At 74.5% G+C, this 22,740-nt stretch carries 20 protein-coding genes; 17 read left to right on the forward strand and 3 right to left on the reverse strand.

The window, feature by feature from the left end; translation table 11 throughout:
• Positions 1-8 precede the first annotated feature (8 nt).
• Positions 9-1,388, reverse strand: a complete 1,380-nt coding sequence (locus ACWPWW_RS00730; protein ID WP_454048437.1) for a branched-chain amino acid ABC transporter permease — start codon at positions 1,386-1,388, stop codon at positions 9-11.
• A 480-nt stretch (positions 1,389-1,868) separates the two neighbouring features.
• On the opposite strand from ACWPWW_RS00730, the gene ACWPWW_RS00735 reads away from it, so the two are divergent.
• Positions 1,869-2,615: an N-acetyltransferase family protein gene (locus ACWPWW_RS00735; protein ID WP_454048438.1), complete on the forward strand. Its 747-nt coding sequence runs from the start codon at positions 1,869-1,871 to the stop codon at positions 2,613-2,615.
• Here ACWPWW_RS00735 and ACWPWW_RS00740 read toward each other — a convergent pair.
• Positions 2,528-2,980: a PaaI family thioesterase gene (locus ACWPWW_RS00740; protein WP_454048439.1), complete on the reverse strand. Its 453-nt coding sequence runs from the start codon at positions 2,978-2,980 to the stop codon at positions 2,528-2,530. The genes ACWPWW_RS00735 and ACWPWW_RS00740 overlap by 88 nt on opposite strands.
• Here ACWPWW_RS00740 and polA point away from each other — a divergent pair.
• Positions 2,979-5,708, forward strand: a complete 2,730-nt coding sequence (polA, locus tag ACWPWW_RS00745; RefSeq protein ID WP_454048440.1) for a DNA polymerase I — start codon at positions 2,979-2,981, stop codon at positions 5,706-5,708. The genes ACWPWW_RS00740 and polA overlap by 2 nt on opposite strands.
• Positions 5,709-5,867: 159 nt before the next feature.
• Here polA and ACWPWW_RS00750 read toward each other — a convergent pair whose 3' ends face one another.
• Positions 5,868-6,713, reverse strand: coding sequence for a class I SAM-dependent methyltransferase (locus ACWPWW_RS00750; protein ID WP_454048441.1), 846 nt, complete (start codon positions 6,711-6,713; stop codon positions 5,868-5,870).
• A 117-nt stretch (positions 6,714-6,830) separates the two neighbouring features.
• Between ACWPWW_RS00750 and ACWPWW_RS00755 the strand changes: the two genes are divergently transcribed.
• The 15 genes from ACWPWW_RS00755 (at position 6,831) to lgt (ending at position 22,614) form a co-directional block, all read left to right on the forward strand.
• Positions 6,831-7,856: a 6-phosphofructokinase gene (locus tag ACWPWW_RS00755; RefSeq protein ID WP_454048442.1), complete on the forward strand. Its 1,026-nt coding sequence runs from the start codon at positions 6,831-6,833 to the stop codon at positions 7,854-7,856.
• A gap of 120 nt (positions 7,857-7,976) precedes the next feature.
• The gene (gene rpsA / locus ACWPWW_RS00760) at positions 7,977-9,485 is read left to right on the forward strand and encodes a 30S ribosomal protein S1 (protein WP_454048443.1); all 1,509 of its coding nucleotides are present in this window, start codon (positions 7,977-7,979) and stop codon (positions 9,483-9,485) included.
• A gap of 184 nt (positions 9,486-9,669) precedes the next feature.
• A complete protein-coding gene (locus tag ACWPWW_RS00765; protein ID WP_454050369.1) occupies positions 9,670-11,526 on the forward strand; it encodes an ABC transporter ATP-binding protein in 1,857 nt (618 codons plus the stop codon).
• Positions 11,523-13,340 carry an ABC transporter ATP-binding protein gene (locus ACWPWW_RS00770; protein ID WP_454048444.1) on the forward strand — a complete coding sequence of 606 codons (1,818 nt, stop codon included), beginning with the start codon at positions 11,523-11,525 and terminating at the stop codon, positions 13,338-13,340. Before ACWPWW_RS00765 ends, ACWPWW_RS00770 begins: the two co-directional genes overlap by 4 nt.
• 61 nt (positions 13,341-13,401) lie before the next feature.
• The gene (gene hisI / locus ACWPWW_RS00775; protein ID WP_454048445.1) at positions 13,402-13,821 is read left to right on the forward strand and encodes a phosphoribosyl-AMP cyclohydrolase; all 420 of its coding nucleotides are present in this window, start codon (positions 13,402-13,404) and stop codon (positions 13,819-13,821) included.
• Positions 13,818-15,383 carry an anthranilate synthase component I gene (locus tag ACWPWW_RS00780; protein WP_454048446.1) on the forward strand — a complete coding sequence of 522 codons (1,566 nt, stop codon included), beginning with the start codon at positions 13,818-13,820 and terminating at the stop codon, positions 15,381-15,383. Before hisI ends, ACWPWW_RS00780 begins: the two co-directional genes overlap by 4 nt.
• Positions 15,380-16,054, forward strand: coding sequence for a Trp biosynthesis-associated membrane protein (locus ACWPWW_RS00785; protein ID WP_454048447.1), 675 nt, complete (start codon positions 15,380-15,382; stop codon positions 16,052-16,054). The genes ACWPWW_RS00780 and ACWPWW_RS00785 overlap by 4 nt, the downstream gene beginning before the upstream one ends.
• Before the next feature lie 45 nt (positions 16,055-16,099).
• Complete coding sequence (locus tag ACWPWW_RS00790; RefSeq protein ID WP_454048448.1) at positions 16,100-16,423, forward strand: HGxxPAAW family protein; 324 nt, start codon at positions 16,100-16,102, stop codon at positions 16,421-16,423.
• Positions 16,424-16,556: 133 nt separating this feature from the next.
• Positions 16,557-17,114, forward strand: a complete 558-nt coding sequence (locus ACWPWW_RS00795) for a DUF4190 domain-containing protein (protein WP_454048449.1) — start codon at positions 16,557-16,559, stop codon at positions 17,112-17,114.
• 2 nt (positions 17,115-17,116) lie between these two features.
• Positions 17,117-17,554 (forward strand): DUF2752 domain-containing protein, encoded by a 438-nt coding sequence (locus tag ACWPWW_RS00800; protein WP_454048450.1) that lies wholly within the window; start codon positions 17,117-17,119, stop codon positions 17,552-17,554.
• 101 nt (positions 17,555-17,655) lie between these two features.
• A complete protein-coding gene (locus ACWPWW_RS00805; protein WP_454048451.1) occupies positions 17,656-18,336 on the forward strand; it encodes a DUF4190 domain-containing protein in 681 nt (226 codons plus the stop codon).
• A 195-nt stretch (positions 18,337-18,531) separates the two neighbouring features.
• Positions 18,532-19,347 (forward strand): indole-3-glycerol phosphate synthase TrpC, encoded by an 816-nt coding sequence (trpC, locus tag ACWPWW_RS00810; RefSeq protein ID WP_454048452.1) that lies wholly within the window; start codon positions 18,532-18,534, stop codon positions 19,345-19,347.
• 38 nt (positions 19,348-19,385) lie between these two features.
• The gene (gene trpB, locus ACWPWW_RS00815; protein WP_454048453.1) at positions 19,386-20,687 is read left to right on the forward strand and encodes a tryptophan synthase subunit beta; all 1,302 of its coding nucleotides are present in this window, start codon (positions 19,386-19,388) and stop codon (positions 20,685-20,687) included.
• On the forward strand, positions 20,684-21,502 hold the full coding sequence (trpA, locus tag ACWPWW_RS00820) for a tryptophan synthase subunit alpha (protein ID WP_454048454.1): 819 nt from the start codon (positions 20,684-20,686) through the stop codon (positions 21,500-21,502). Before trpB ends, trpA begins: the two co-directional genes overlap by 4 nt.
• 194 nt (positions 21,503-21,696) lie before the next feature.
• A complete protein-coding gene (lgt, locus tag ACWPWW_RS00825; RefSeq protein WP_454050370.1) occupies positions 21,697-22,614 on the forward strand; it encodes a prolipoprotein diacylglyceryl transferase in 918 nt (305 codons plus the stop codon).
• Positions 22,615-22,740: the final 126 nt, after the last annotated feature.

Consider the following 22,740-nt stretch of genomic DNA (forward strand, 5'->3'; position numbering starts at 1 on the left):
ACGACTCCTTAACCGATCCGCTCGGCGCGACCGAGGATGCCCTGGGGCCGCAGCAGCAGGACCAGGATGAGGATGAGCAGGGCGCCGGCGTAGCGCATGTCGCTCGGGATGACGAGGTTCGACATCTCGACGACCAGGCCGATGACGATCGAGCCGGCGAGCGCGCCGAACGCCTGGCCGAGGCCACCGAGCGTGACGGCGGCGAACATCAGCAGCAGCAGCGCGCCGCCCATGTTCCAGGACGTGGCGTTCAGGTACAGGCCCATGAGGACGCCGCACAGCGCCGCCAGCGCCGCCCCGAGCACCCAGACGATCCGGACGATCCGGCTGACGGTGATGCCGGACGCAGCGGCGAGCGCCGGGTTGTCCGACACGGCCCGGGTGGCGCGGCCGACACGCGTGCGCAGCAGGAAGTACGCGACGCCGCCCAGCACGGCCGAGGCGATCACGAGCGACCACAGCGAGGTGGTGCTGATCCGGACCGGCCCGAGCGTGACCATGGTCGGGTTCTCCGTGACGATGCGCAGCGCGCCGCCGCCGAAGAAGAACTGGAACGTGTACTGGAGCGCCATCGACAGACCGATCGTGACGATCATCTGCTGCGTCGTGCCGACGCGGCGCTTGCGCAGCGGGTTCCAGATGCCGGCGTCCTGCAGCCACCCGGACGCCGCGCCCACGGCGACGGCGATCACCCCGGCCGCGATCAGCGGCAGGTCCCAGGACTGCACGGCCACGTAGGCGACGATCGCGCCGAGCGTGACCTGCTCGCCGTGCGCGAAGTTCGACAGGCCGGTCGTGCCGTAGATCAGGGAGAGGCCGACCGCGGCCAGCGCGAGCAGCACGCCGAAGACCAGGCCGCTGGTCGCCTGCTGGGCCAGGCGGCCCCAGGAGAACCCGCCGCTGTCCGAGCTGCCGACGGGCGCGCCGACCTCGCCGTCGGACGCCGGGGCGGTGCTGCCCGGGTCCGGCTCGGCGGTCGACCCGTCGTCGGACCCGCCGGAGCCCCCGGCCGGCGCGCCGAGCGGGAAGAGCGCGCCCGCGGAGGCGCCGAGCGCGACGGTCACGGTCCGCGGGTTGCCCGCGGGGTCCCGCAGGGTCTCGCCCGCGGGCAGCGTCGCGGTGTCCAGCGTGACGGTGTACTCGCCGGCCTCGGTGACGGCAGCCGTCCAGCGGCCCTCGGCGTCGGTGGTGGCCTGGACGGTGCCGCCCGGGCCCTCGACGTCGAGGACCACGCCGACAGCGGGCTGCTGCTCGGACGTGCGGATCGTGCCGTTGATGCATCCCGTGGCGGCGTCGGCGACGCACCCGGCCGCGGCCGTCGGCACCGTGGGTACCGCGCGGGCCGTGCCGGGTACGGCGACGGTGAAGAGGAGTGCGAGGAGGAGCACGCCGAGGGCGGAGATCGCCCCGGCGGTGGAACGGTCCCTGGTAGCGGCTCGGCGCACCTGGTCCTCCGTCCGGTCGTGGCCGACCCCCTGGTCGACCGTCGGCTGCGGGCCCGCGGTGGATCAGCGTCGGTGCTGCCGCGAGTTGGCGCAAAGGTATGGAGCGTTTGTGTCCGGGCGATTACGGGCGTGTTCGCGGCGATCGCGTGGCGTGCAGCCTGCGGCATCTCGCGCGTGGCGGCCGCCCACACGCCGCACCGCTCCCCGAACGGAGCAGAGATTCACCCGGAGGAGTGAGAAGCCCCACAACGCGCGGCTGTGACCTGCTCCTGCGTCGCGGGGCGGGGCGAAGCGGTTCGCGGGCGACTAGGCAGGAGCGCAGGTGGTGCGCCATGATCGGTCGATGCCGCGGGGGGCGCAGCAGGCTCGTGACGACACCGATGTCGCCACGCCGTCCGAGGTAGTCCAGGAGGTCGTCGAACCGTGCGCACGCCCGTGGCCGTCCGACCCGCCCGCCCCGAGGACCTCGACGTCCTCGTCTCGCTGAGCCTCGCGGCGCGGGCCGAGTCGCAGGTCGGCTCCCAGCTCTGCACCGACGACGCGGACCGCCTGCGGCACCAGATCGGCGCGCTGGTCGGTGAACCGGGCGCCTGCGGGCTGGTCGGGCTGCTGGACGACGAGGTGTGCGGCCTCGTGCTCGCGCGGATCGTGGGACCCAGCATCTTCACCGAGGACGTCACGGTGTCCATCGAGGTCGTCTACGTCGCGGAGGGCGCCCGCCGGCGCGGTGTGGGGCACGCCCTGCTCGGCGGGGTGGTGGAGGAGGCGCGGCGGGTCGGCGCGACCGACGTGCTCGCCGTCCCGCTGCCCGGCGCGCGCGGCATGCTCCGGTTCCTCGCCCGGCTCGGGTTCGCCCCCGCGGCGGCGCACCGCGTGGTGAGCACGGAGGCGCTCCAGCGCCGGCTCGTCGCCGACGCCCCGGCGCAGCAGAGCGCGGGCCGCCGCTCCGGGCGGGTGGGCGCCATCGGGCTGGACGACCTGATCGCCCGTCGCCGGCGCGCCCGCGCGGCGCGGGCCGTGCCCGGGACGCCGGGCGTCTCGGGCGTCTCGGGCGTCTCGGGCGTCTCGGGCACGGAGGCCGCTCAGGCCGGTCGCGCGTCGATCAGCATGCAGGTCAGCCGCGCGGAGCACAGCCGCCGGCCGCGCGGGTCCTCGACCACCACGTCGTAGGTCGCGACCTTCCCGCCGAGGTGCACGGCGGTCGCGGTGCCGGTGACGACGCCGCCGGTGGCCGACCGGTGGTGGGTGCAGCTCAGCTCGATGCCGACCGCCTGCCGCCCCGGGCCGGCGTGCGCGTTCGCCGCGTAGGAGCCCAGGGTCTCGGCGAGCACGGCCGACGCGCCGCCGTGCAGGAGGCCGTAGGGCTGGACGTTGCCGGCCACCGGCATGGTGCCGACGGCGCGGTCCGGGCCGACCTCCAGGATCTCGATGCCCATGCGCTCCATGAGCGTCCCCGGGGGCACCCGGGTGCCGAGCGGCAGGGGGTGCGCGGACGGGTCGTCGGGGGTCGCGCCGGGCGCGTCGGTGTCGGTCATGCCCGCTAGGTTGGCACCCGTGACTGACGCGACGCGAACCCTGCCCGACGGCCACTCCGGACGGCTCCTCCTGGTGGACGGGCACTCGATGGCCTACCGCGCCTTCTTCGCGCTCCCGGTGGACAAGTTCGCCACCTCGACGGGCCAGCCGACCAACGCGGTGTTCGGCTTCGTGTCGATGCTCGCCAACCTGCTCCGCGACGAGGAGCCGACGCACGTCGCCGTCGCCTTCGACGCCGGCCGCACCACGTTCCGCACGGAGCAGTACGAGGAGTACAAGGCGAACCGCTCGGCCTCGCCGGAGCCGTTCCGCGGTCAGGTCGAGGTCATCAAGCAGGTCCTCGCGACGATGCACATCCCGACGCTCGACAAGCCGGGGTTCGAGGCCGACGACATCCTCGCGACGCTGGCGCGCCAGGGGGCGGCCGAGGGCCTCGACGTCCTCGTCTGCTCCGGCGACCGGGACTCGCTGCAGCTCGTCACCGACCGCGTCACCGTGCTGTACCCGGTCAAGGGCGTGTCCGAGCTGGCGCGGATGACGCCCGAGGCGGTCGAGGCCAAGTACGCCGTCCCGCCGGCGCGCTACCCCGACATCGCGGCGCTCGTGGGCGAGTCGTCCGACAACCTCCCCGGCGTCCCGGGGGTGGGTCCGAAGACGGCCGCGAAGTGGATCAGCACCTACGACGGCCTGCAGGGCGTCGTCGCGAACGTCGACAAGATCACCGGCAAGGCGGGGGAGTCGCTGCGGGCGAACCTCGACCAGGTGCTGCTGAACCGGCAGCTCAACCGCCTGCTGGACGACCTCGACCTCCCGCTCGGCCCGGAGGACCTGGCGGCGCGGCCCTGGGACCGCGAGGCGCTGCACACCATCCTCGACGAGCTCGAGTTCCGCACCCTGCGGGACCGGTTGTTCGCGATGCTGCCGTCCGAGGACGGGGGCCCGGCGGACGTCGCGGGGCCGTCCGAGGGCCCCGCGCTGGTGACCCCGGTCGACGGCGGCCTGGCTGCGTGGCTCGAGCGGCACGCGGGCGCGCGCACCGGCGTGGACGTGCAGGGGTCCGCCTCGCCCGCCGGCGGGGACGCGTGGGGGATCGCGCTGGTCGTCGGGGACGAGGCCGTCGCCTACGACCTCGGCCAGATCGCGCCGGCGGACGAGCAGGCGCTGGCCGCCTGGCTCGCCGACCCCGCCCAGCCCAAGGTGCTGCACGCCGCGAAGGAGGCCTGGCACGCGCTCACCGGCCGCGGCCTGACGCTCGCCGGGGTGGAGTTCGACACCGAGCTGGGCGCCTACCTGCTGCAGCCCGACCGTCGGGGCTACGACCTCTCCGACCTCGCCATCGGGTACCTGCGCCGCGAGCTCGGCGCCGTCGCCGACGAGGGCGGGCAGGGCGCGCTGGACCTCGACCTCGAGGGCCCGCAGGAGGGCGCGCGCGGTGCCGTCCGCGCGGCAGCCGTGCTGGACCTGGTCGACGTCCTGGGCGAGCAGCTCGCCGAGCGCGGCGCCGACCACCTCCTGCGGGACGTCGAGCTGCCGCTCGAGGGCGTGCTGGAGCGCGTCGAGCACGTCGGCATCGCCGCGGACGCGGGCTACCTCTCGGCGCTCGAGAAGGAGTACGACAGCGCCGTGCAGCGCGCCGCGGGGGAGGCCTACGACGCGATCGGGCGGGAGGTGAACCTCGGGTCGCCCAAGCAGCTGCAGGAGGTGCTCTTCGACCAGCTCGACATGCCGAAGACCAAGAAGACCAAGACCGGCTACACCACCGACGCGAACGCGCTGGCCGACCTGTTCGCCCGCACCGGGCACCCCTTCCTGGAGCACCTGCTCGCGCACCGTGACGCCATCCGGCTGCGGCAGACCGTGGAGGGGCTGCTGCGCTCCGTCGCCCCCGACGGCCGCATCCACACCACCTTCCAGCAGACCATCGCCGCGACCGGGCGGCTCTCCTCGACCGACCCGAACCTGCAGAACATCCCGATCCGCACCGAGGCCGGCCGGCAGATCCGCCGCGCGTTCGTGGTGGGCGCCGGGTACGAGACGCTGCTGACCGCCGACTACTCGCAGATCGAGATGCGGATCATGGCGCACCTGTCCGGCGACGCCGGGCTCATCGAGGCGTTCACCGCGGGGGAGGACCTGCACTCGTACGTCGGGTCCCGGGTGTTCGGCGTGCCGACCGACCAGGTCACCAGCGCCCAGCGGTCCAAGATCAAGGCGATGTCGTACGGCCTCGCGTACGGGCTGTCGTCCTACGGCCTGTCGCAGCAGCTGAAGATCGACGTGGCCGAGGCAGCGACGTTGATGCAGGACTACTTCCACCGGTTCGGCGGGGTGCGCGACTACCTCACCGGCGTCGCGGACGAGGCCCGCGCCACCGGGTACACCGCGACCATCCTCGGCCGGCGCCGCTACCTGCCCGACCTCACCAGCGACAACCGGGTCCGGCGGGAGGCCGCGGAGCGGATGGCGCTCAACGCCCCGATCCAGGGCTCCGCCGCCGACATCATCAAGCTCGCGATGCTCGGCGTGCAGCGCGAGCTCGACGTCCAGGGCCTCGGGAGCCGGCTGCTGCTCCAGGTGCACGACGAGCTCGTGCTCGAGGTCGCACCCGGGGAGCGGGACCAGGTGGAGGCGCTGGTGCGCGAGCAGATGGGCGCCGCCTACGCCCTGGACGTGCCGCTCGACGTCTCGGTCGGCGTGGGCGAGAGCTGGCACGCCGCGGGCCACTGACCCGAGCCCGGGCCCGCCCGCTCGGGCCCGCCCCCGGCGAGGTCGTCACACGCGCACGAGGTCGTCCCGCAGGACTGACGACCTCGTGCACGAGTGACGACCTCGACCGGGTCTGGTGACCTCGCCGGGGTGCACCCGACCTCGCCGGGTTCTCCCTCGCTACGCCGGGCGGTGGGCGACGAAGATCGCGGTGCCCGGGAGGTGCCGGCCGCGCAGGGGGCTCCAGCCGCCCCAGGTGCGGTCGTTGTCGGCGGGCCACGCGGGCTCGACCACGCGGTCCAGCACCAGGCCGGCGCCGACCAGGTCCGCGACGTGGTCACCCATCGTGCGGTGGTACTCGGCGTACAGCACCCGCCCCCGGTCGTCGGTCTCGACGTAGGGCCGCCGGTCGAAGTAGGACCGGTCGGCGGTCAGCCCGCGCTCCCCGGGATCGTCGGGGAACGCCCAGCGCACGGGGTGCGTCACGGAGCAGACCCAGCGCCCGCCCGGTCGCAGCACGCGCGCGGCCTCGGCGTGCACCCGCCCGGCGTCGGGCACGAACGGGATCGCCCCGTAGGCGGTGAACACGACGTCGAACGAGGCGTCCGGGAACGGCAGCGCGCGGGCGTCGGCCTGCACCAGCGGCACCGCCGGCGCTCGGCCCGCGACGGGCCCGCCGTCCGGTGCCGCGCGGTCGACCGCCGCGGCGGCCGCGAGCATGCCGGCCGACACGTCGGTCGCCACCACGTCGGCACCCCGTGCCTGCAGCCAGCGCGAGCACTGCGCCGCCCCGGCACCGACCTCGAGCACCCGGCGGCCGGCGACCTCGCCCAGCAACCGGGCCTCGGACTCGCGCAGCCCCTCCGGGCACCAGAGGAAGTCGTCGTCGCCGAGGAACGCTCCGTGCTCGTCGAGGTACTCGCGGGCGTTCGCGTCCCACCAGCGCCGCCCGGCGCCCTCGGTCGCGGCGGCCGGGACGTCGAGGTAGCCGGCGGCGGCGAGCCGGTCGCTGTCGTCGGATGTCACCCGCACGACGGTAGCCGCCCGGGACCTCCGGCTCACCGGCGCCTGCGCGACCCGGATAGCCTGGTCACGCCGCGCGACGCCGCTGCGGCGCCCCCCACCTGCGAAGGAGACCCCAGCGTGCGAGTCGGACTGCTCACCGGCGGAGGCGACGTCCCCGGGCTGAACGCGGCGATCCGGGCCGTGGTCAAGCGCGGCGAGGGGGAGTACGGCCACTCGATCATCGGGTTCCGCAACGGCTGGCGCGGCGTGGTGGACGGCGACATCGTGCCGCTGACGCGGAGCCACATCCGCAACGTGCTGCCGGTGGGGGGCACGCTCCTGGGCACGGCGCGGTTCCACCCGCACGCCGCGAACGGCGGCATGGACGCGGTGCTCGCCACGCTCGAGGCGGAGCGGATCGAGGCGCTGATCTGCATCGGCGGCGACGGCACGCTGCACGCGGCGTCCAAGGTCGCGGAGGCCGGCGTGAAGATCGTCGCGATCCCGAAGACCATCGACAACGACGTCTGGGGCACCGACCGGTCCATCGGCTTCGACACCGCGGTGGAGATCGCGACCGAGGCGATCGACCGGGTGCACACGACGGCCGAGTCCCACAACCGCGTGATGATCGTCGAGGTCATGGGCCGGAGCGCCGGCTGGATCGCGGTGACCGCGGGCATCGCGGGCGGCGCTGAGGTCGTCCTGGCGCCCGAGGAGCCGTTCGACATGGACAAGATCGTCAAGTTCCTCAAGCACCGGCACCGCGCGCACGCGAACTTCTCGATCGTGGTCGTGGCGGAGGGCGCCGTGCCCGCCGAGGGCACGTCGATGTCCTACGAGGCGCCGGTCGGCCAGTTCGGGGAGATCGTCGCCGGCGCGATCAGCGAGCGGGTCAAGGCGGAGATCGAGTCGCGCACCGGGTTCGACACCCGCGTGACCGTGCTCGGGCACGTGCAGCGCGGCGGCAGCCCGGTCCCCGCGGACCGGATCCTCGGCAGCCGGTTCGGCGTCGCGGCGATCGACGCCATCAGCCGGGGGGAGACCGACGTGATGACGGCGCTGCGCGGCGAGGAGGTCGTGCTGGTCCCGCTGCCGGAGATCGCGGGCAAGGTGAAGAAGGTCCCCGCCGGGCTCCTGCAGGTGGCGCGCGCCCTCGCGTGACGCCTTTGACCCGCTGTCGTCGGGGCCGGTAAGGTATTCGGCGGTGTGGCGTGTCATCTGACGTGTCGCCCGAACCCCTTGTCCCCACTCATCCATGTCCGCAACGGAGCCCATCCCTACATGAGCATCTCCACCCCCGCCAAGCCCGGCACCCCGCAGGTCGCGGTCAACGACATCGGCACGGCCGAGGACTTCCTCGCCGCCGTCGACGCCACGATCAAGTACTTCAACGACGGCGACATCGTCGAGGGCACCATCGTCAAGGTCGACCGCGACGAGGTCCTGCTCGACATCGGTTACAAGACCGAGGGCGTCATCCCGTCCCGCGAGCTGTCCATCAAGCACGACGTGGACCCGGGCGAGGTCGTCAAGGTCGGTGACGAGGTCGAGGCCCTCGTCCTCCAGAAGGAGGACAAGGAGGGTCGTCTGATCCTGTCCAAGAAGCGTGCGCAGTACGAGCGCGCCTGGGGCACGATCGAGAAGATCAAGGAGGAGGACGGCGTCGTCACCGGCACCGTCATCGAGGTGGTCAAGGGTGGCCTCATCCTCGACATCGGCCTCCGTGGCTTCCTCCCGGCCTCCCTCGTGGAGATGCGTCGTGTCCGCGACCTCCAGCCGTACGTCGGCAAGGAGATCGAGGCCAAGATCATCGAGCTCGACAAGAACCGCAACAACGTGGTCCTGTCGCGCCGTGCCTGGCTCGAGCAGACGCAGTCCGAGGTCCGCTCCACCTTCCTGCAGACCCTGCAGAAGGGCCAGGTGCGCCCCGGTGTCGTGTCCTCGATCGTCAACTTCGGTGCGTTCGTCGACCTGGGCGGCGTGGACGGCCTCGTGCACGTCTCCGAGCTGTCCTGGAAGCACATCGACCACCCGTCCGAGGTCGTCGAGGTCGGCCAGGAGGTCACCGTCGAGGTCCTCGACGTCGACTTCGACCGCGAGCGCGTCTCCCTGTCGCTGAAGGCGACGCAGGAGGACCCGTGGCAGGCCTTCGCCCGGACGCACGCCATCGGCCAGGTCGTCCCCGGCAAGGTCACCAAGCTCGTCCCGTTCGGTGCGTTCGTGCGCGTCGAGGACGGCATCGAGGGCCTGGTGCACATCTCGGAGCTGGCCGTGCGCCACGTCGAGATCCCGGAGCAGGTCGTCCAGGTGGGCGACGACGTCTTCGTCAAGGTCATCGACATCGACCTCGAGCGTCGCCGCATCTCGCTCTCGCTGAAGCAGGCGAACGAGGGCTTCGACCCGACCTCCGAGGACTTCGACCCCGCGCTGTACGGCATGGCGGCCGAGTACGACGAGGAGGGGAACTACAAGTACCCCGAGGGCTTCGACCCGACCACCAACGAGTGGCTCGAGGGCTACGAGACCCAGCGCGAGGCCTGGGAGGGCCAGTACGCCAAGGCGCACGAGCGCTGGGAGGCCCACCGCAAGCAGGTCCTGGACGCCGTCCAGGCCGACGCGGAGGCCGCGAACGGCGAGGGCGCGTCGTCGTCCTCGTCGTCGAGCTCCTCGAGCTCGACCGCGTCGTCGTCCAGCTCCTCCTACTCCTCGGCCCCGGCCCAGGAGGCGACCGGCACGCTGGCGTCGGACGAGGCGCTCGCCGCGCTGCGCGAGAAGCTCACCGGCAACTGAGCCGACCGGCGGGGCCGTGCGCCCCGCCACCGACCGCGAGGCCGGCCACCTTCGGGTGGCCGGCCTCTCGGCGTCTCACGGGCAGGTCGCGCCGCGTCCGCCACGTGAGAGGATCGACGGCGCCGCCACCCACCACGCGAAAGGCCGTGCTGTGCCCGCCCGCTCCACCACGCCCCGTCCGGCGATGCTCACCGGGTCGGTGCTGCGGCGCTCCCTGCTGCTGATGGGCCGGGGCATCGCGTCCCAGCCGCGCACGTACGTCCTGGCCATCTCCACGTCGGCCGCCTACGGCGCGCTGACCGTCGCCGTCAGCCGGGTGCTGGGCTGGGCCACCGACGACGTGGTCGTCCCCGCCCTGGGCGGCTCCGCCGACGCGCGCGGCCGGATCTGGCTCGCGGGCGGGGTGCTCGCGCTGGTCGCCGTCTCGCTGGCCGCCGCCGTCGCGGGCCGCCGGATCTTCGCCGGCATGGGCGTGGCCGACCAGCAGGCGATGCACCGCCGCGCGGTGACCCGCCAGTACCTGCGGCTCCCGATGACCTGGCACCGGCAGCACCCCACCGGGCAGCTGCTGTCCAACGCGTCGGCCGACGTCGAGGCCGCGACCAACGTCTTCAACCCGCTGCCGTTCGCGCTCGGCGTCGTCGTGATGATCGCCGTGGCGGCGGTCGCCCTGTTCAGCACCGACGTCTGGCTCGCGCTGGCGGCGATGCTCGTGCTGCCTGCCGCCGTGGTGGCGAACCTGGTGTTCCAGCGCCGGATGTCGCCGGCCGCCACCCGGGCGCAGCAGCTGCGCGCCGAGGTCGCCGACATCGCGCACGAGAGCTTCGAGGCCGCGCTGCTGGTCAAGTCGCTGGGCACGGAGGAGCGGGAGGAGCGCCGGTTCGCCGAGCGCGCCACGGAGCTCCAGGACGCGAACGTCCGGGTCGGCGTCGTCCGTGCGTACTTCGACCCGGTGATCGACATGCTGCCGAGCCTCGGCACGCTGCTGGTGCTGCTGGTCGGCGTGCAGCGGGTGCAGGCCGGCGCCGTCGGCACCGGGGACATCGTCTCCGCGGCCTACCTGCTGACGCTGATGGCCGTGCCGGTCCGGGCGTTCGGCTGGGTGCTGGGCGAGCTGCCGCGCGCCCTGGTCGGGCACGAGCGCGTCGCCCGGGTCGTCGACGCCGAGGGCGAGCTGGTCCCCGGCACCCGTCCGCTGGTCCGCAGCGACGGCGGTGCCGCGCTGCACCTGGCCGGGGTGGGGGTCGAGGTCGACGGTCCGGAGGGCCCCGTCCCGCTGCTGCGCGACGTGCACCTGGACGTCGCCCCGGGCCGCGTGGTGGCGGTCGTCGGCCCCACCGGCTCCGGCAAGACGACGCTGGTGTCCCTCGTGCCCCGGCTGACCGACCCGAGCACCGGCACGGTCGCGGTCGACGGCACCGACGTGCGCGACCTGGTCCCGGACGACCTCACGGACCAGGTGGTGCTGGTCGGCCAGCAGACCTTCGTCTTCGAGGACACCGTGCGCGGGAACGTCACGCTGCGCGACGCGGACGACCCCGGCGCGCCGTCGGACGACGAGGTGTGGGACGCGCTCCGGCTCGCCCGCGTGGACGGGGTCGTGCGGGACCTGCCCGGCGGGCTGGACGCCCCGCTCGGCGAGCGGGGCTCCAACCTGTCCGGCGGTCAGCGGCAGCGCCTCGCGATCGCCCGCGCGCTGGTGCGCCGGCCACGGCTGCTGGTGCTCGACGACGCGACGTCCGCCGTCGACCCGCGGGTGGAGCAGGGCATCCTCACCGGCCTGCGCGAGCAGACCGGCGGGGGCGGCGGCGGGCCCACCGTGCTGCTGGTCGCGTACCGGATGTCGTCGGTGCTGCTGGCCGACGAGGTCGTGCACGTGGAGGGCGGCCGGGTGGTCGACCAGGGCACCCACGCCGAGCTGCTGGCCCGCGACCCCGGGTACCGGGCCCTCGCGACCGCGTACGAGCAGGAGACCGAGCGGCGCGCCGCGCGCAAGGCCGAGCTGGCCGAGCTGGAGCTGGACGAGGAGGCGGCCCGATGAGCGCCGAGCAGCGGTCCGGGCTGGGCGGCACCGAGCGGAGCGTGCTCGCGACGCTGCGCCGCGGGGTGCAGGTCTCGCCGCAGCTGGTGCAGGGCATCGGGGTCACGCTGCTGCTGGCCACGCTGGCGGCCGCGGGCAAGGTCGTCGTCCCGGTGGCGGTGCAGCAGGTGATGGACACCGGCATCCTCGCCGAGGGCGGCCCCGACACCCGGCGCGTGCTCACCCTCGTGGTCGCCGCGGCCCTCGCGCTGGTCGCGGGCGGTGCGTGCTCCGCCCTGGTCAACGTGCGGCTGTTCCGCGCCAGCGAGGCCGGGCTCGCCCAGCTCCGCGTGCGCGCGTTCCGGCACGTGCACGACCTGTCCGTGCTGACGCAGAACACGGAGCGCCGCGGGTCGCTGGTGTCGCGGGTGACCTCCGACGTCGACACCATCTCGATGTTCGTGCAGTGGGGCGGCATCATGCTGCTCGTCTCGATCCTGCAGGTGCTGGTCGCGACGGTGCTGATGGCCGTGTACTCGTGGCAGCTGACCCTCCTGGTCTGGCTCTGCTTCGGGCCGCTGGTGCTCGCGCTGCGGCCGCTGCAGCGCCGGGTGAACGTCGCGTACACCCGGGTGCGGGAGCGGGTCGGCGCCATGCTCGGCGCGGTCTCCGAGGCCGTCGTCGGTGCCGAGACCATCCGCGCCTACGGCGTGCAGCGCCGGGTGCAGCGCACCGTCGACGCCCGGATCGGTGCCACCCGCGACGCGATGGTGACCGCGCAGAACACGGTGTCGGTGGTGTTCTCCTCCGGCGTGCTGGTGGCCAACCTGGTGCTGGCCGTCGTGGTGGTGGCCGGGACCGCGCTCGGCGTCGCCGGCGACCTCACCGTGGGGCGGCTGCTGGCGTTCCTGTTCCTCGTCCAGCTGTTCACCGGCCCGGTGCAGCAGGCGACCGAGGTGCTCAACGAGCTGCAGAACGCCGTCGCGGGATGGCGTCGTGTGCTGGGCATCATCGACACGCCCGTGCAGGTGGCCGACCCCGGGCCGCGCGGGGTGCCGTCGCCCCGCGGGCCCGCCGCCGTCGAGCTGCGCGGCGTCGGCTTCGCGTACCCCGAGGGGCCGCCGGTGCTGCACCAGGTCGACCTGCACCTGCCCGCCGGCCGGTCGGTCGCCGTCGTCGGTGCGACGGGGTCCGGCAAGACGACGATCGCCAAGCTGGTGACCCGGCTGATGGACCCGACCCACGGCGCCGTGCTGCTGGACGGCACCGACCTGCGCAGCGTCCGGCCCGAGGACCTGCGCCGGCGCGTCGTCATGGTGCCGCAGGAGGGCTTCCTGTTCGACGCCACGCTGGCCGACAACCTGGTGTACGGCCTGCGCACCGAGGCCGGTGCGGCCGCCCCGTCGCCCGCCGAGGCGGAGCCGCGGCTGCGGGCCGCGCTGGACGAGCTGGGCCTGTCCGACTGGCTCGCCGAGCTGCCGGCCGGGCTGGCGACGCAGGTCGGCCAGCGCGGCGAGGCGCTGTCGGCGGGGGAGCGGCAGCTGGTCGCCCTGACCCGCGCCTACCTGGCCGACGCCGACCTGCTCGTCCTCGACGAGGCCACCTCCGCGGTGGACCCGGCGACGGAGGTGCGGATCGCGCGCGCGCTCGACTCGCTGACCTCCGGGCGCAGCACGGTGACCATCGCCCACCGGCTGTCCACCGCGGAGGCCGCCGACCTGGTCGTCGTCGTCGACGCCGGGCGGGTCGTCGAGCACGGCCCGCACGAGGACCTCGTGGAGCAGGACGGCGTGTACGCCGCGATGCACCGCGCGTGGGTGTCGCAGACCCGCTGAGCCCGCCCGGCGACGCCGGACGCCGCCCGGCGCGCTCCCGCGGACATGGGAGGATCGGGGCGTGAGCGAGCAGCAGACCTCCGGCCCCACGGCGCCCACCGGCTCCCTCGACCCGGCGGTCGCCGCGCGCCTGCGCCGCGACGACGCCGGCCTGGTCGCGGCGATCGTGCAGCAGCACGACACCGGCGAGGTGCTGATGCTCGGCTGGATGGACGACGAGGCGGTGCACCGCACGCTGACCAGCGGGCGCGTGACGTTCTGGAGCCGGTCGCGCCAGGAGTACTGGCGCAAGGGCGACACCTCGGGGCACGCCCAGTACGTGAAGTCCGTCGAGCTGGACTGCGACGGCGACGCGCTGCTGGTGCGGGTGGACCAGGTCGGCGCGGCCTGCCACACCGGGACCCGGACCTGCTTCGAGGCCGGCGGGTCGCTCGGCGCCGTCGTCGGGGACCGCCCCGCCGCGACGGAGCAGCACGGATGACCGCCACCGCACCCGTCGGCACGCCCGTCGACGTCCCCTGGGGCGCGACCTGGCCCGCGCTGGAGGAGTTCCGGGACCTCGCCGGGAGCCGCCGGGTGATCCCGGTCGTGCGCCGCCTGCTCGCCGACGACACCACGCCCGTCGCCCTGTACCGGACGCTGGCCGCCGGTCGCCCGGGGACCTTCATCCTCGAGTCGGCCGAGCAGGACGGCAGCTGGTCCCGCTGGTCGTTCGTCGGCGTGCGGTCGCGCGCCACGCTGACCGTGCGGGACGGACGCGCCGTCTGGACCGGGGACGTCCCCGCCGGCGTCCCGGTCGACGGCGACCCGGTCGAGGTGCTGGCCGAGACGCTCGAGGTGCTGCGCACCCCCGCCGTGCCCGGTCTGCCGCCGCTGACCGGGGGGCTGGTCGGCGCGCTCGGCTGGGACGTCGTGCGGCACTGGGAGCCGACGCTGCCCGCCGCCGCGCCCGACGAGCTCGGCGTGCCCGAGATGACGCTGTGCCTCGCGACCGACCTGGCCGTCACCGACCACCGCGACGGCTCCGTGTGGCTGGTCGCGAACGCCATCAACTTCGACGGCACCGACGCGCGCGTCGACGAGGCGCACGCCGACGCCGTCGCCCGCCTGGACGCCATGCAGGAGGCGCTGCTCCGCCCCGCCGCGCCCGCCGCGGCCCGCCTCGCGGACGTGCCCGTGCCGGAGCTGGAGTTCCGGACCTCCCAGGCCGAGTACGAGGCCGCGGTCGCCACCGGCAAGGAGGCGATCGTCGACGGCGAGGTGTTCCAGGTGGTGCTCTCCCAGCGCCTCGACCTGGACTGCCCGGCTGCGCCGCTCGACGTCTACCGGGTGCTGCGGACGATCAACCCGAGCCCGTACATGTACTACCTGCAGCTGCAGGACGCCGACGGCCACGACTTCGCCGTCGTCGGCTCCAGCCCGGAGACGCTGGTCAAGGTCAGCGAGGGGCACGTCACGACGTTCCCGATCGCCGGGTCCCGGCCGCGCGGCGCCACGCCCGAGGAGGACCGCGCGCTGCACGACGAGCTCGTCGCCGACCCCAAGGAGCGCGCCGAGCACCTGATGCTGGTCGACCTGTCCCGCAACGACCTGGTCAAGGTGTGCGAGCCCGCGACCGTCGAGGTCGTCGAGTTCATGGCCGTGCGGCGGTTCAGCCACATCATGCACATCTGCTCGACGGTCGTCGGCCGGCTCCGGGCCGGCGCCACGGCGCTCGGCGCGCTGACCGCGACGTTCCCCGCCGGCACCCTGTCCGGTGCGCCGAAGCCCCGCGCGATCGCCCTCATCGACGCGATCGAGCCCGCGCGCCGCGGCATCTACGGCGGCACGGTCGGCTACTTCGACCTGGCCGGTGACATGGACATGGCCATCGCCATCCGCACCGCCCTGATCCGGGACGGCCGCGCCAGCGTGCAGGCCGGGGCCGGCATCGTCGCCGACTCCGTGCCGGCCACCGAGTACCAGGAGTCGCGCGACAAGGCGGCCGCCGCCGTGCGCGCCGTCCAGGTCGCGGCGCGGCTCCGTCCGGTGGGACCCGCGTGAGCGCGGAGCCGGCGGCGGCGACCGCCGCGCCCGCCCCCCGGTCCGGCGGGGGCCGCGGGCGCTGGGTGCTCGTGCTGCTGCTGCTCTCCGGGCTGGTCGCGCTGGCCGCCCTGCCCACGTGGATCACGGCGACCGGGACCAGCCCGCTCACCGGGGACGTCGCCGTGCGCGTCGGCGGGACGGCCGCCGCACCGGGGCTCGTGGCCGCCGCGCTCGTGCTGCTCGCGGCCGCGGGCGCGCTCGGACTGGTCGGCCGCGTCGGGCGCTGGGTCGTGGTGGCCGTCGTCGGCGCTGCCGGCGCGCTCGTCGCCGCCTCGGCGCTCGCCGCGCGGTCCGGCGCCCTCGGCACCGCCGAACGCGCCGCCGCCGAGGCGACCGGTGTGTCGAGCCTCACCGGCGGCGTGCAGGTCGGGCCCTGGCCCTGGGTCGCCGCCGTGCTCGGCCTGCTGGTGCTCGCCGCAGCCGTCGGCCTCGCCCGGGCGTCCGGACGGTGGGCCGCGCCCTCCGACCGGCACGAGCGCCAGGGGACGGCCGCCGGAGCCGGCGCGGCGGCGGCACCCGAGGTCACGGGCCACCGGCGGGGGGCCGTCGACGACCCCGCCCGGCCCGACGGCCCTGCCGACGAGCGCGGCACCTGGGACGCGCTGTCCCGTGGGGACGACCCGACGTGAACCGTCCGCTAGGGTGACGACACACAGTCACGAAAGGTGTTCTCGATGGTCGAGCAGTCGGTTCGTTCCCACGGCGTCGTGACGGGAGCGGCACAGCAGACGCCCCGCACGGAGACGCTGCGGCTGCCCCCGACGGCCCCGCCCACCAACCACGGGCACACCACCGCCGCCTGGACCACCACGGTGGTCGTCCTGATCGGCTCCGTCGCCGGCGCCCTCGGTCTGATCTTCGCCCTGATGTGGCTGTTCTGGGCCGGCCTCGGCGTCGCGCTGCTCGGCGTCGTCGTCGGCGTCGTGCTCCGCCAGCTCGGCTACGGCCAGGGCGGGAAGCACACCATCGAGAAGGCGCGCCGCACCGGCGGTCACTGACCAGCCACGGGAGCCCGGCGTCGACGGGGCTGCGGTGGACGCGCCGCCCTCGCTCCGGTAGACCTGGGGCCCGGCAGGCCCCCGACCAGGGCGGATGCCGTGGACCGCACCACCGAGTGACGAGGAGCCGATGATGTCGACCCCGAACCAGCCGCAGGACCCGTACTCCGCCCCGGACGGACAGGGATACGGCGACCAGTCCGGCTCCGTGCCGCCGTACCCGGGCGGCGGGGACCAGGGCGCGCAGCAGGGCCAGCCCGGTCAGACGGGCCAGCCGGGGCAAACCGGTCAGGGCGGCGTCCCGCAGTACGGGCAGTACGCCGGCGGCGAGCCCGCCGGCGGCTACGGCCAGGCCGGCGGCTACGGGCAGCCCTACCCGGGCGGCGCCCAGGGCTACGGCGGCGTGTACCCGAAGAACAACCTCGCCGTCTGGTCGCTCGTGCTGGGCGTCGTGGGGTTCTTCGTCTGCTGGCTGTTCACCAGCATCCCGGGCATCATCGTCGGCTCGAAGGCCAAGCAGGCAGTCGCGCGCGGCGAGGCGAACAACGGCTCGCTCGCCAACGCGGGCTACATCGTGTCGTGGGTCGTGACGATCCTCAACGTCGTGTGGCTGGTCCTGGTGATCATCCTGGCGGCGACCGGCGCGCTCGCGTCGACGTTCGACTTCGACTCGTACTCCACGACGTACTGAGCGTGGCCACGGCCGCTCCCCCCGAGACCCTCGCGCCGCGCGCGCGGCTGCGTGCCGCACGGGCACCGCTGCTGGTCGCGGGCGGGGCGGCCGTCCTCGCGCTCGGGCTCGTGCTGCGCGACCCGCACCAGCAGGGCTCCTGGGGCGTCTGCCCGTTGTACGCGCTCACCGGCACCTACTGCGCGGGCTGCGGCGGGCTGCGCGCCACCCACGACCTGCTCGTCGGCGACGTCGCGGGCGCCTGGGGCGCCAACCCGCTCTGGGTGCTGCTCGTCCCGGTGCTCGCGGCGCTGTGGGTGCGCTGGCTCGTCCGCGCGCTGCGCACCGGGCGTCGCGCGTCGGCGCCGCCGGTCGCGGTCGCGCTCGGTGCCGCCGCGGTGGTCGTGCTCTACAGCGTCGCGCGCAACGTGCCGGCGTGGGCCGGCCTGCTCGCGCCGTGAGCGGACGAGTGAATCGCGCCGGGCGGGCCCCTGAGTGGTCCCGGCTTCCCTAGGATGCCGACGGCGCGCACCGCGCCGAGCTGCACCTCAGGAGGTTCCCCGTGACCACGCCCGACCAGCCGACGGACCCGTTCCGGCCGCAGCCGGACCCGACCGGTCCGTCGACCGGGGGCACGGAGCCCTACGGCCAGCAGGACCCGTACGCCCAGCAGGACCCGTACGGCCAGCACGGGCAGCACGAGCAGTACGGGCAGCACGAGCAGTACGGGCAGCAGCCGCCGGTGCAGCCGTACGGTCAGCAGCCGTCCTCCGCCGACCCGGCGTACGGCTCGTACGGCTCGTACGGCCAGCAGCCCCACGGCCAGGCGCCGTACGGCCAGGCGCCCTACGGCCAGCAGCCCTACCCCGCGCAGCAGCAGCCCGGCGGCTACCCGGGCTACGGCGGCTACCCGTCGCAGCCCGCCGCCGGCCAGTGGGGCGCCGCCCCGTACGTGCCGGTCTACGGGTACCCGAAGAACAACCTCGCGGTCTGGTCGCTCGTCCTCGGCATCGTCAGCCTGGTGTGCCTCGGCCCGTTCACCGGCGTCGCGGCGATCATCACCGGCGTCCTGGGTCGCCGGGCGGCCGCGCGCGGGGAGGCGAACAACGGCGGCATGGCGCTGGCGGGCCTGATCATCGGGGCCGTCGGGTCCGCGGTGTGGGTGTTCTTCTTCGCGCTGGGGTTCGTCGGCGCGCTCGACGACAGCTTCGGCTCGGGCTACGGGTACGGCTACGGCGTCTGACCACCGGGCGCGCTGACCGCGGAGTCCACCCGCTGGCCGCGTGGTCGGCGTCACCCTCGTCCGCCCGTACGATGGCGGAGGTGGTCGTCAGGACGCCCGTCGCCCCTCGCCGGGCGGAGAGCGTCCGCGAGGAGCCCAGCCGGCTCCCGTGCCGTGGGGTGCGCCGCCGCCGAACCCCGGGGGAGATGAGCGCCGATGGGCACCGTGCTGGACGACATCGTGGCGGGCGTGCGCGAGGACCTCGCGGTGCGCGAGGCGGCGACACCGCTGGCCGTGGTCAAGGAGCGGGCCGCCCGCGTCCCGGGTGCGATCGACTGCGTGCCGCGGCTGCGGGTCGAGGACGCGGTCACCGTGATCGCCGAGGTCAAGCGGTCGAGCCCCAGCAAGGGCGCGCTCGCGACGATCACCGACCCGGCCGCGCTGGCCGCGGAGTACGAGAAGGGCGGCGCGACCGTCATCTCCGTGCTCACCGAGCAGCGGAAGTTCAACGGCAGCCTCGCCGACCTGGACAGCGTGCGCGCCGCCGTGGACATCCCGGTGCTGCGCAAGGACTTCGTCGTGGGGCCGTACCAGGTGTGGGAGGCGCGGGCGCACGGGGCGGACCTGGTCCTGCTGATCGTCGCCGCGCTGGAGCAGACGGTGCTGACCTCGCTGGTCGAGCGGGTGCACTCCCTGGGCATGACGGCCCTGGTCGAGGTGCACGACACCGAGGAGGTCATGCGGGCGGTCGACGCGGGCGCCCGGGTGATCGGCGTCAACGCCCGGAACCTCAAGACGCTCGAGGTGGACCGTGGCACCTTCGCGCGGGTGGCCCCGGCCATCCCGGCGGACGTCGTCAAGGTGGCCGAGTCCGGTGTGCGCGGGCCCCACGACGTCATGGACTACGCCCGGGCCGGCGCGGACGCCGTGCTGGTGGGCGAGGCGCTGGTGACGGACGACGCGCCGCGGCAGTCGGTCGCGGACCTGGTGGCGGCGGGCTCGCACCCGTCGCTGCGGGCCGTCCGGCAGTGAGCGTCGAGGACACCGCAGGAACGAGCGAGGAGCAGCAGGTGACGACCGGTCGACAGGGCCCGCAGGTGCCCACCACCCCGGGCGGCCCGCTGGCCACCCACGCGGGGCCGTACTTCGGCGACTTCGGCGGGCGGTTCGTACCGGAGGCGCTCGTCGCCGCGCTCGACGAGCTCGACACCGAGTTCCACAAGGCGCTGGCCGACCCGACGTTCGGCGCGGAGCTCGCCCGGCTGCACCGCACCTACACCGGCCGTCCCAGCCCGCTCACCGAGGTCAAGCGGTTCGCCGAGCACGTCGCCCCGGGCGTCCGCGTCTTCCTCAAGCGCGAGGACCTCAACCACACCGGCTCGCACAAGATCAACAACGTGCTCGGCCAGGCGCTGCTCGTGAAGCGGATGGGCAAGACCCGCGTGATCGCGGAGACGGGCGCCGGTCAGCACGGTGTCGCCACGGCGACCGCCGCCGCGCTGCTCGACCTCGAGTGCGTCGTGTACATGGGCGAGGAGGACACGCAGCGCCAGGCGCTCAACGTCGCCCGGATGCGGCTGCTGGGCGCGACGGTCGTGCCGGTGACCATCGGCTCGCGGACGCTCAAGGACGCGATCAACGAGGCCCTGCGCGACTGGGTCGCCAACGTCGACACCACGCACTACCTGCTCGGCACGGTGACGGGACCGCACCCGTTCCCCGAGATGGTCCGCGACTTCCACAAGATCATCGGCGAGGAGGCGAAGGCGCAGCTCGCGGAGGAGATCGGCCGGCTGCCCGACGCCGTCGCGGCGTGCGTGGGCGGCGGCTCCAACGCCATGGGCATCTTCAACGCCTTCCTCGACGACCCGTCGGTCCGGCTGTTCGGCTTCGAGGCCGGCGGCGAGGGCATCGCGTCGGGGCGGCACGCGTCCCGGTTCAGCGGGGGCTCGCCCGGCGTGCTGCAGGGCACCAAGTCGTACCTGCTGCAGGACGAGGACGGCCAGACGCTGCCGAGCCACTCGGTGTCCGCGGGGCTGGACTACCCGAGCGTCGGGCCGGAGCACGCGTGGCTGCACGACATCGGGCGCGCCGAGTACCGCCCGGTGACGGACGTCGAGGCCATGGACGCGTTCCAGCTGCTCTGCCGCACGGAGGGCATCATCCCGGCCATCGAGTCGGCGCACGCCCTGGCCGGGGCCCTGCAGCTCGGCCGCGAGGCGGCCACGTGGGAGACGCCGGACGGCCGGGAGCCGGTCGTCCTGGTGAACCTGTCGGGCCGCGGCGACAAGGACGTGGCCACCGCCGCCGCGTGGTTCGACCTGATCGAGGACAAGCCGGTCGTGCAGGCCGACGAGGGGGAGCAGCTGTGAGCGACGTGCAGGTGGGCTCGCGGACCGCGCAGACGCTGGACCGGCTCAAGGCCGACGGCCGCGCCGCGCTGGTCGGCTACCTGCCCCTCGGCTTCCCCGACGTCGCCGGTTCGGCGCGCGCCGCCGTGGCGATGGTCGAGGCCGGCGTCGACGTGATCGAGCTGGGCCTGCCGTACTCCGACCCCGTGATGGACGGCCCGGTCATCCAGCACGCCGTCGACCACGCGCTGACCGGCGGCACCCGGGTCCGCGACGTGTTCGGCGCCGTGGAGCAGATCGCCGCGACCGGCGCACCGGTCCTGGTGATGACGTACTGGAACCCGGTGCTCCGGTACGGCCCCGGCGCGTTCGCCCGCGACCTCGCGGCCGCAGGCGGTGCCGGGCTGATCACGCCGGACCTCATCCCCGACGAGGCCGGCGACTGGATCGCCGCGGCCGACGCGCACGACCTGGACAAGGTGTTCCTCGTGGCGCCGTCGTCCACGCCCGAGCGTCTGGCCATGACCGCCGCCGCGTCGCGCGGGTTCGTCTACGCCGCGTCGACGATGGGCGTGACGGGGGAGCGGACCACGGTCGGCGCCCGCGCCGAGCAGCTCGTCGCCGACACGCGCGCCGCCGGCGCCGCGCACGTGTGCGTCGGGCTCGGCGTGTCCCGGCCCGAGCAGGCGCGCGACATCGGCCGCTACGCCGACGGCGTCATCGTCGGCTCCGCCTTCGTGCGCGCCCTCGCCGACGCCGACACGCAGGCGGCCGGACTGGACGCCGTCGCCGCCGTCGCCGCGGGCCTCGCGGAGGGCATCCGCACCGCCCGCTGACCCACCCGGCGCGCCGGCGCCGACGCGAGCGAGCCGCGAGGTCGTCACACCGGCACGAGGTCGTCAGTCCTGCGGGACGACCTCGTGCGGGAGTGACGACCTCGACGCCGTCGGGCGGGGCGCCGTCGCGCCGGGCGCCGTCGGCCCGGACGCACGTCGGGGGCGCGCGCCCGGTCGCATACAGTGCCCGTGTGATGATCCCCGCCGCGATCCCGAGCCCGTCCCAGGCCGTCTGGTACCTCGGCCCCGTGCCGCTCCGCGCCTACGCCCTGGCGATCCTCGCCGGCATCGTCGTCGCCGTGATCCTCACGCAGCGGCGGTGGAAGGAGCGCGGGGGCGATCCCGAGCAGGTCCTGGACATCGCGTTCTGGGCCGTGCCGTTCGGCATCGTCGGCGGCCGGCTCTACCACGTGGTCAGCTCCCCGGACGCGTACTTCGGCGCCGGCGGCGACCCGGTGCGCGCGCTCTACATCTGGGAGGGCGGCCTGGGCATCTGGGGTGCCGTCGCGCTCGGCGCCGTCGGTGCCTACATCGGCTGCCGCCGTGCGGGCGTGAGCTTCCCCGTGTTCGCCGACGCCCTCGCACCGGGCCTGCTCGTCGCGCAGGCCATCGGCCGGCTCGGCAACTGGTTCAACCAGGAGCTGTTCGGCGGCCCGACGACCCTGCCCTGGGGCCTGCGGATCGACGACGCCCACCTGCCCGCCGGCTTCGACTCCGGCACGCTGTTCCACCCGACGTTCCTGTACGAGCTGCTGTGGAACCTCGCCGGCGCCGCGCTGCTCATCTGGCTGGACCGCCGGTTCCGGCTCGGGCACGGCCGGGTGTTCTGGCTGTACGTCGTCGTCTACACGACCGGCCGGCTCTGGATCGAGCTGCTGCGGATCGACCCGGCCGAGATGATCGGCCCGTTCCGGCTCAACGTGTGGACGTCGATCATCGTCGGGCTCGGCGCGCTGGTAGCGTTCATCGTCGTCGGACGTCGTCATCCTGGACGCGAGACCACACCTCTCCTGGCCGGCAGCGCCGGATCCGCGGAGGACCTCGGACCCGCCGAACACGACGGATCCGCAGGCCAGGACGACGAGGTGGAGGAGCACGGCACCGCCCGCTGACCGCGGCCCCCTGTCCGTGTGACCCACCTCACTTTCTCGCGATGTGAGCGCCTGTGTTTCCGGCAGGTATCGTCGCCACACTTGTCACCCGGGCCGATGACGTCCCCTCCCCCCAGAGCTCTACCT

The sequence above is a fragment of the Cellulomonas sp. Marseille-Q8402 genome, assembly GCF_965119525.1.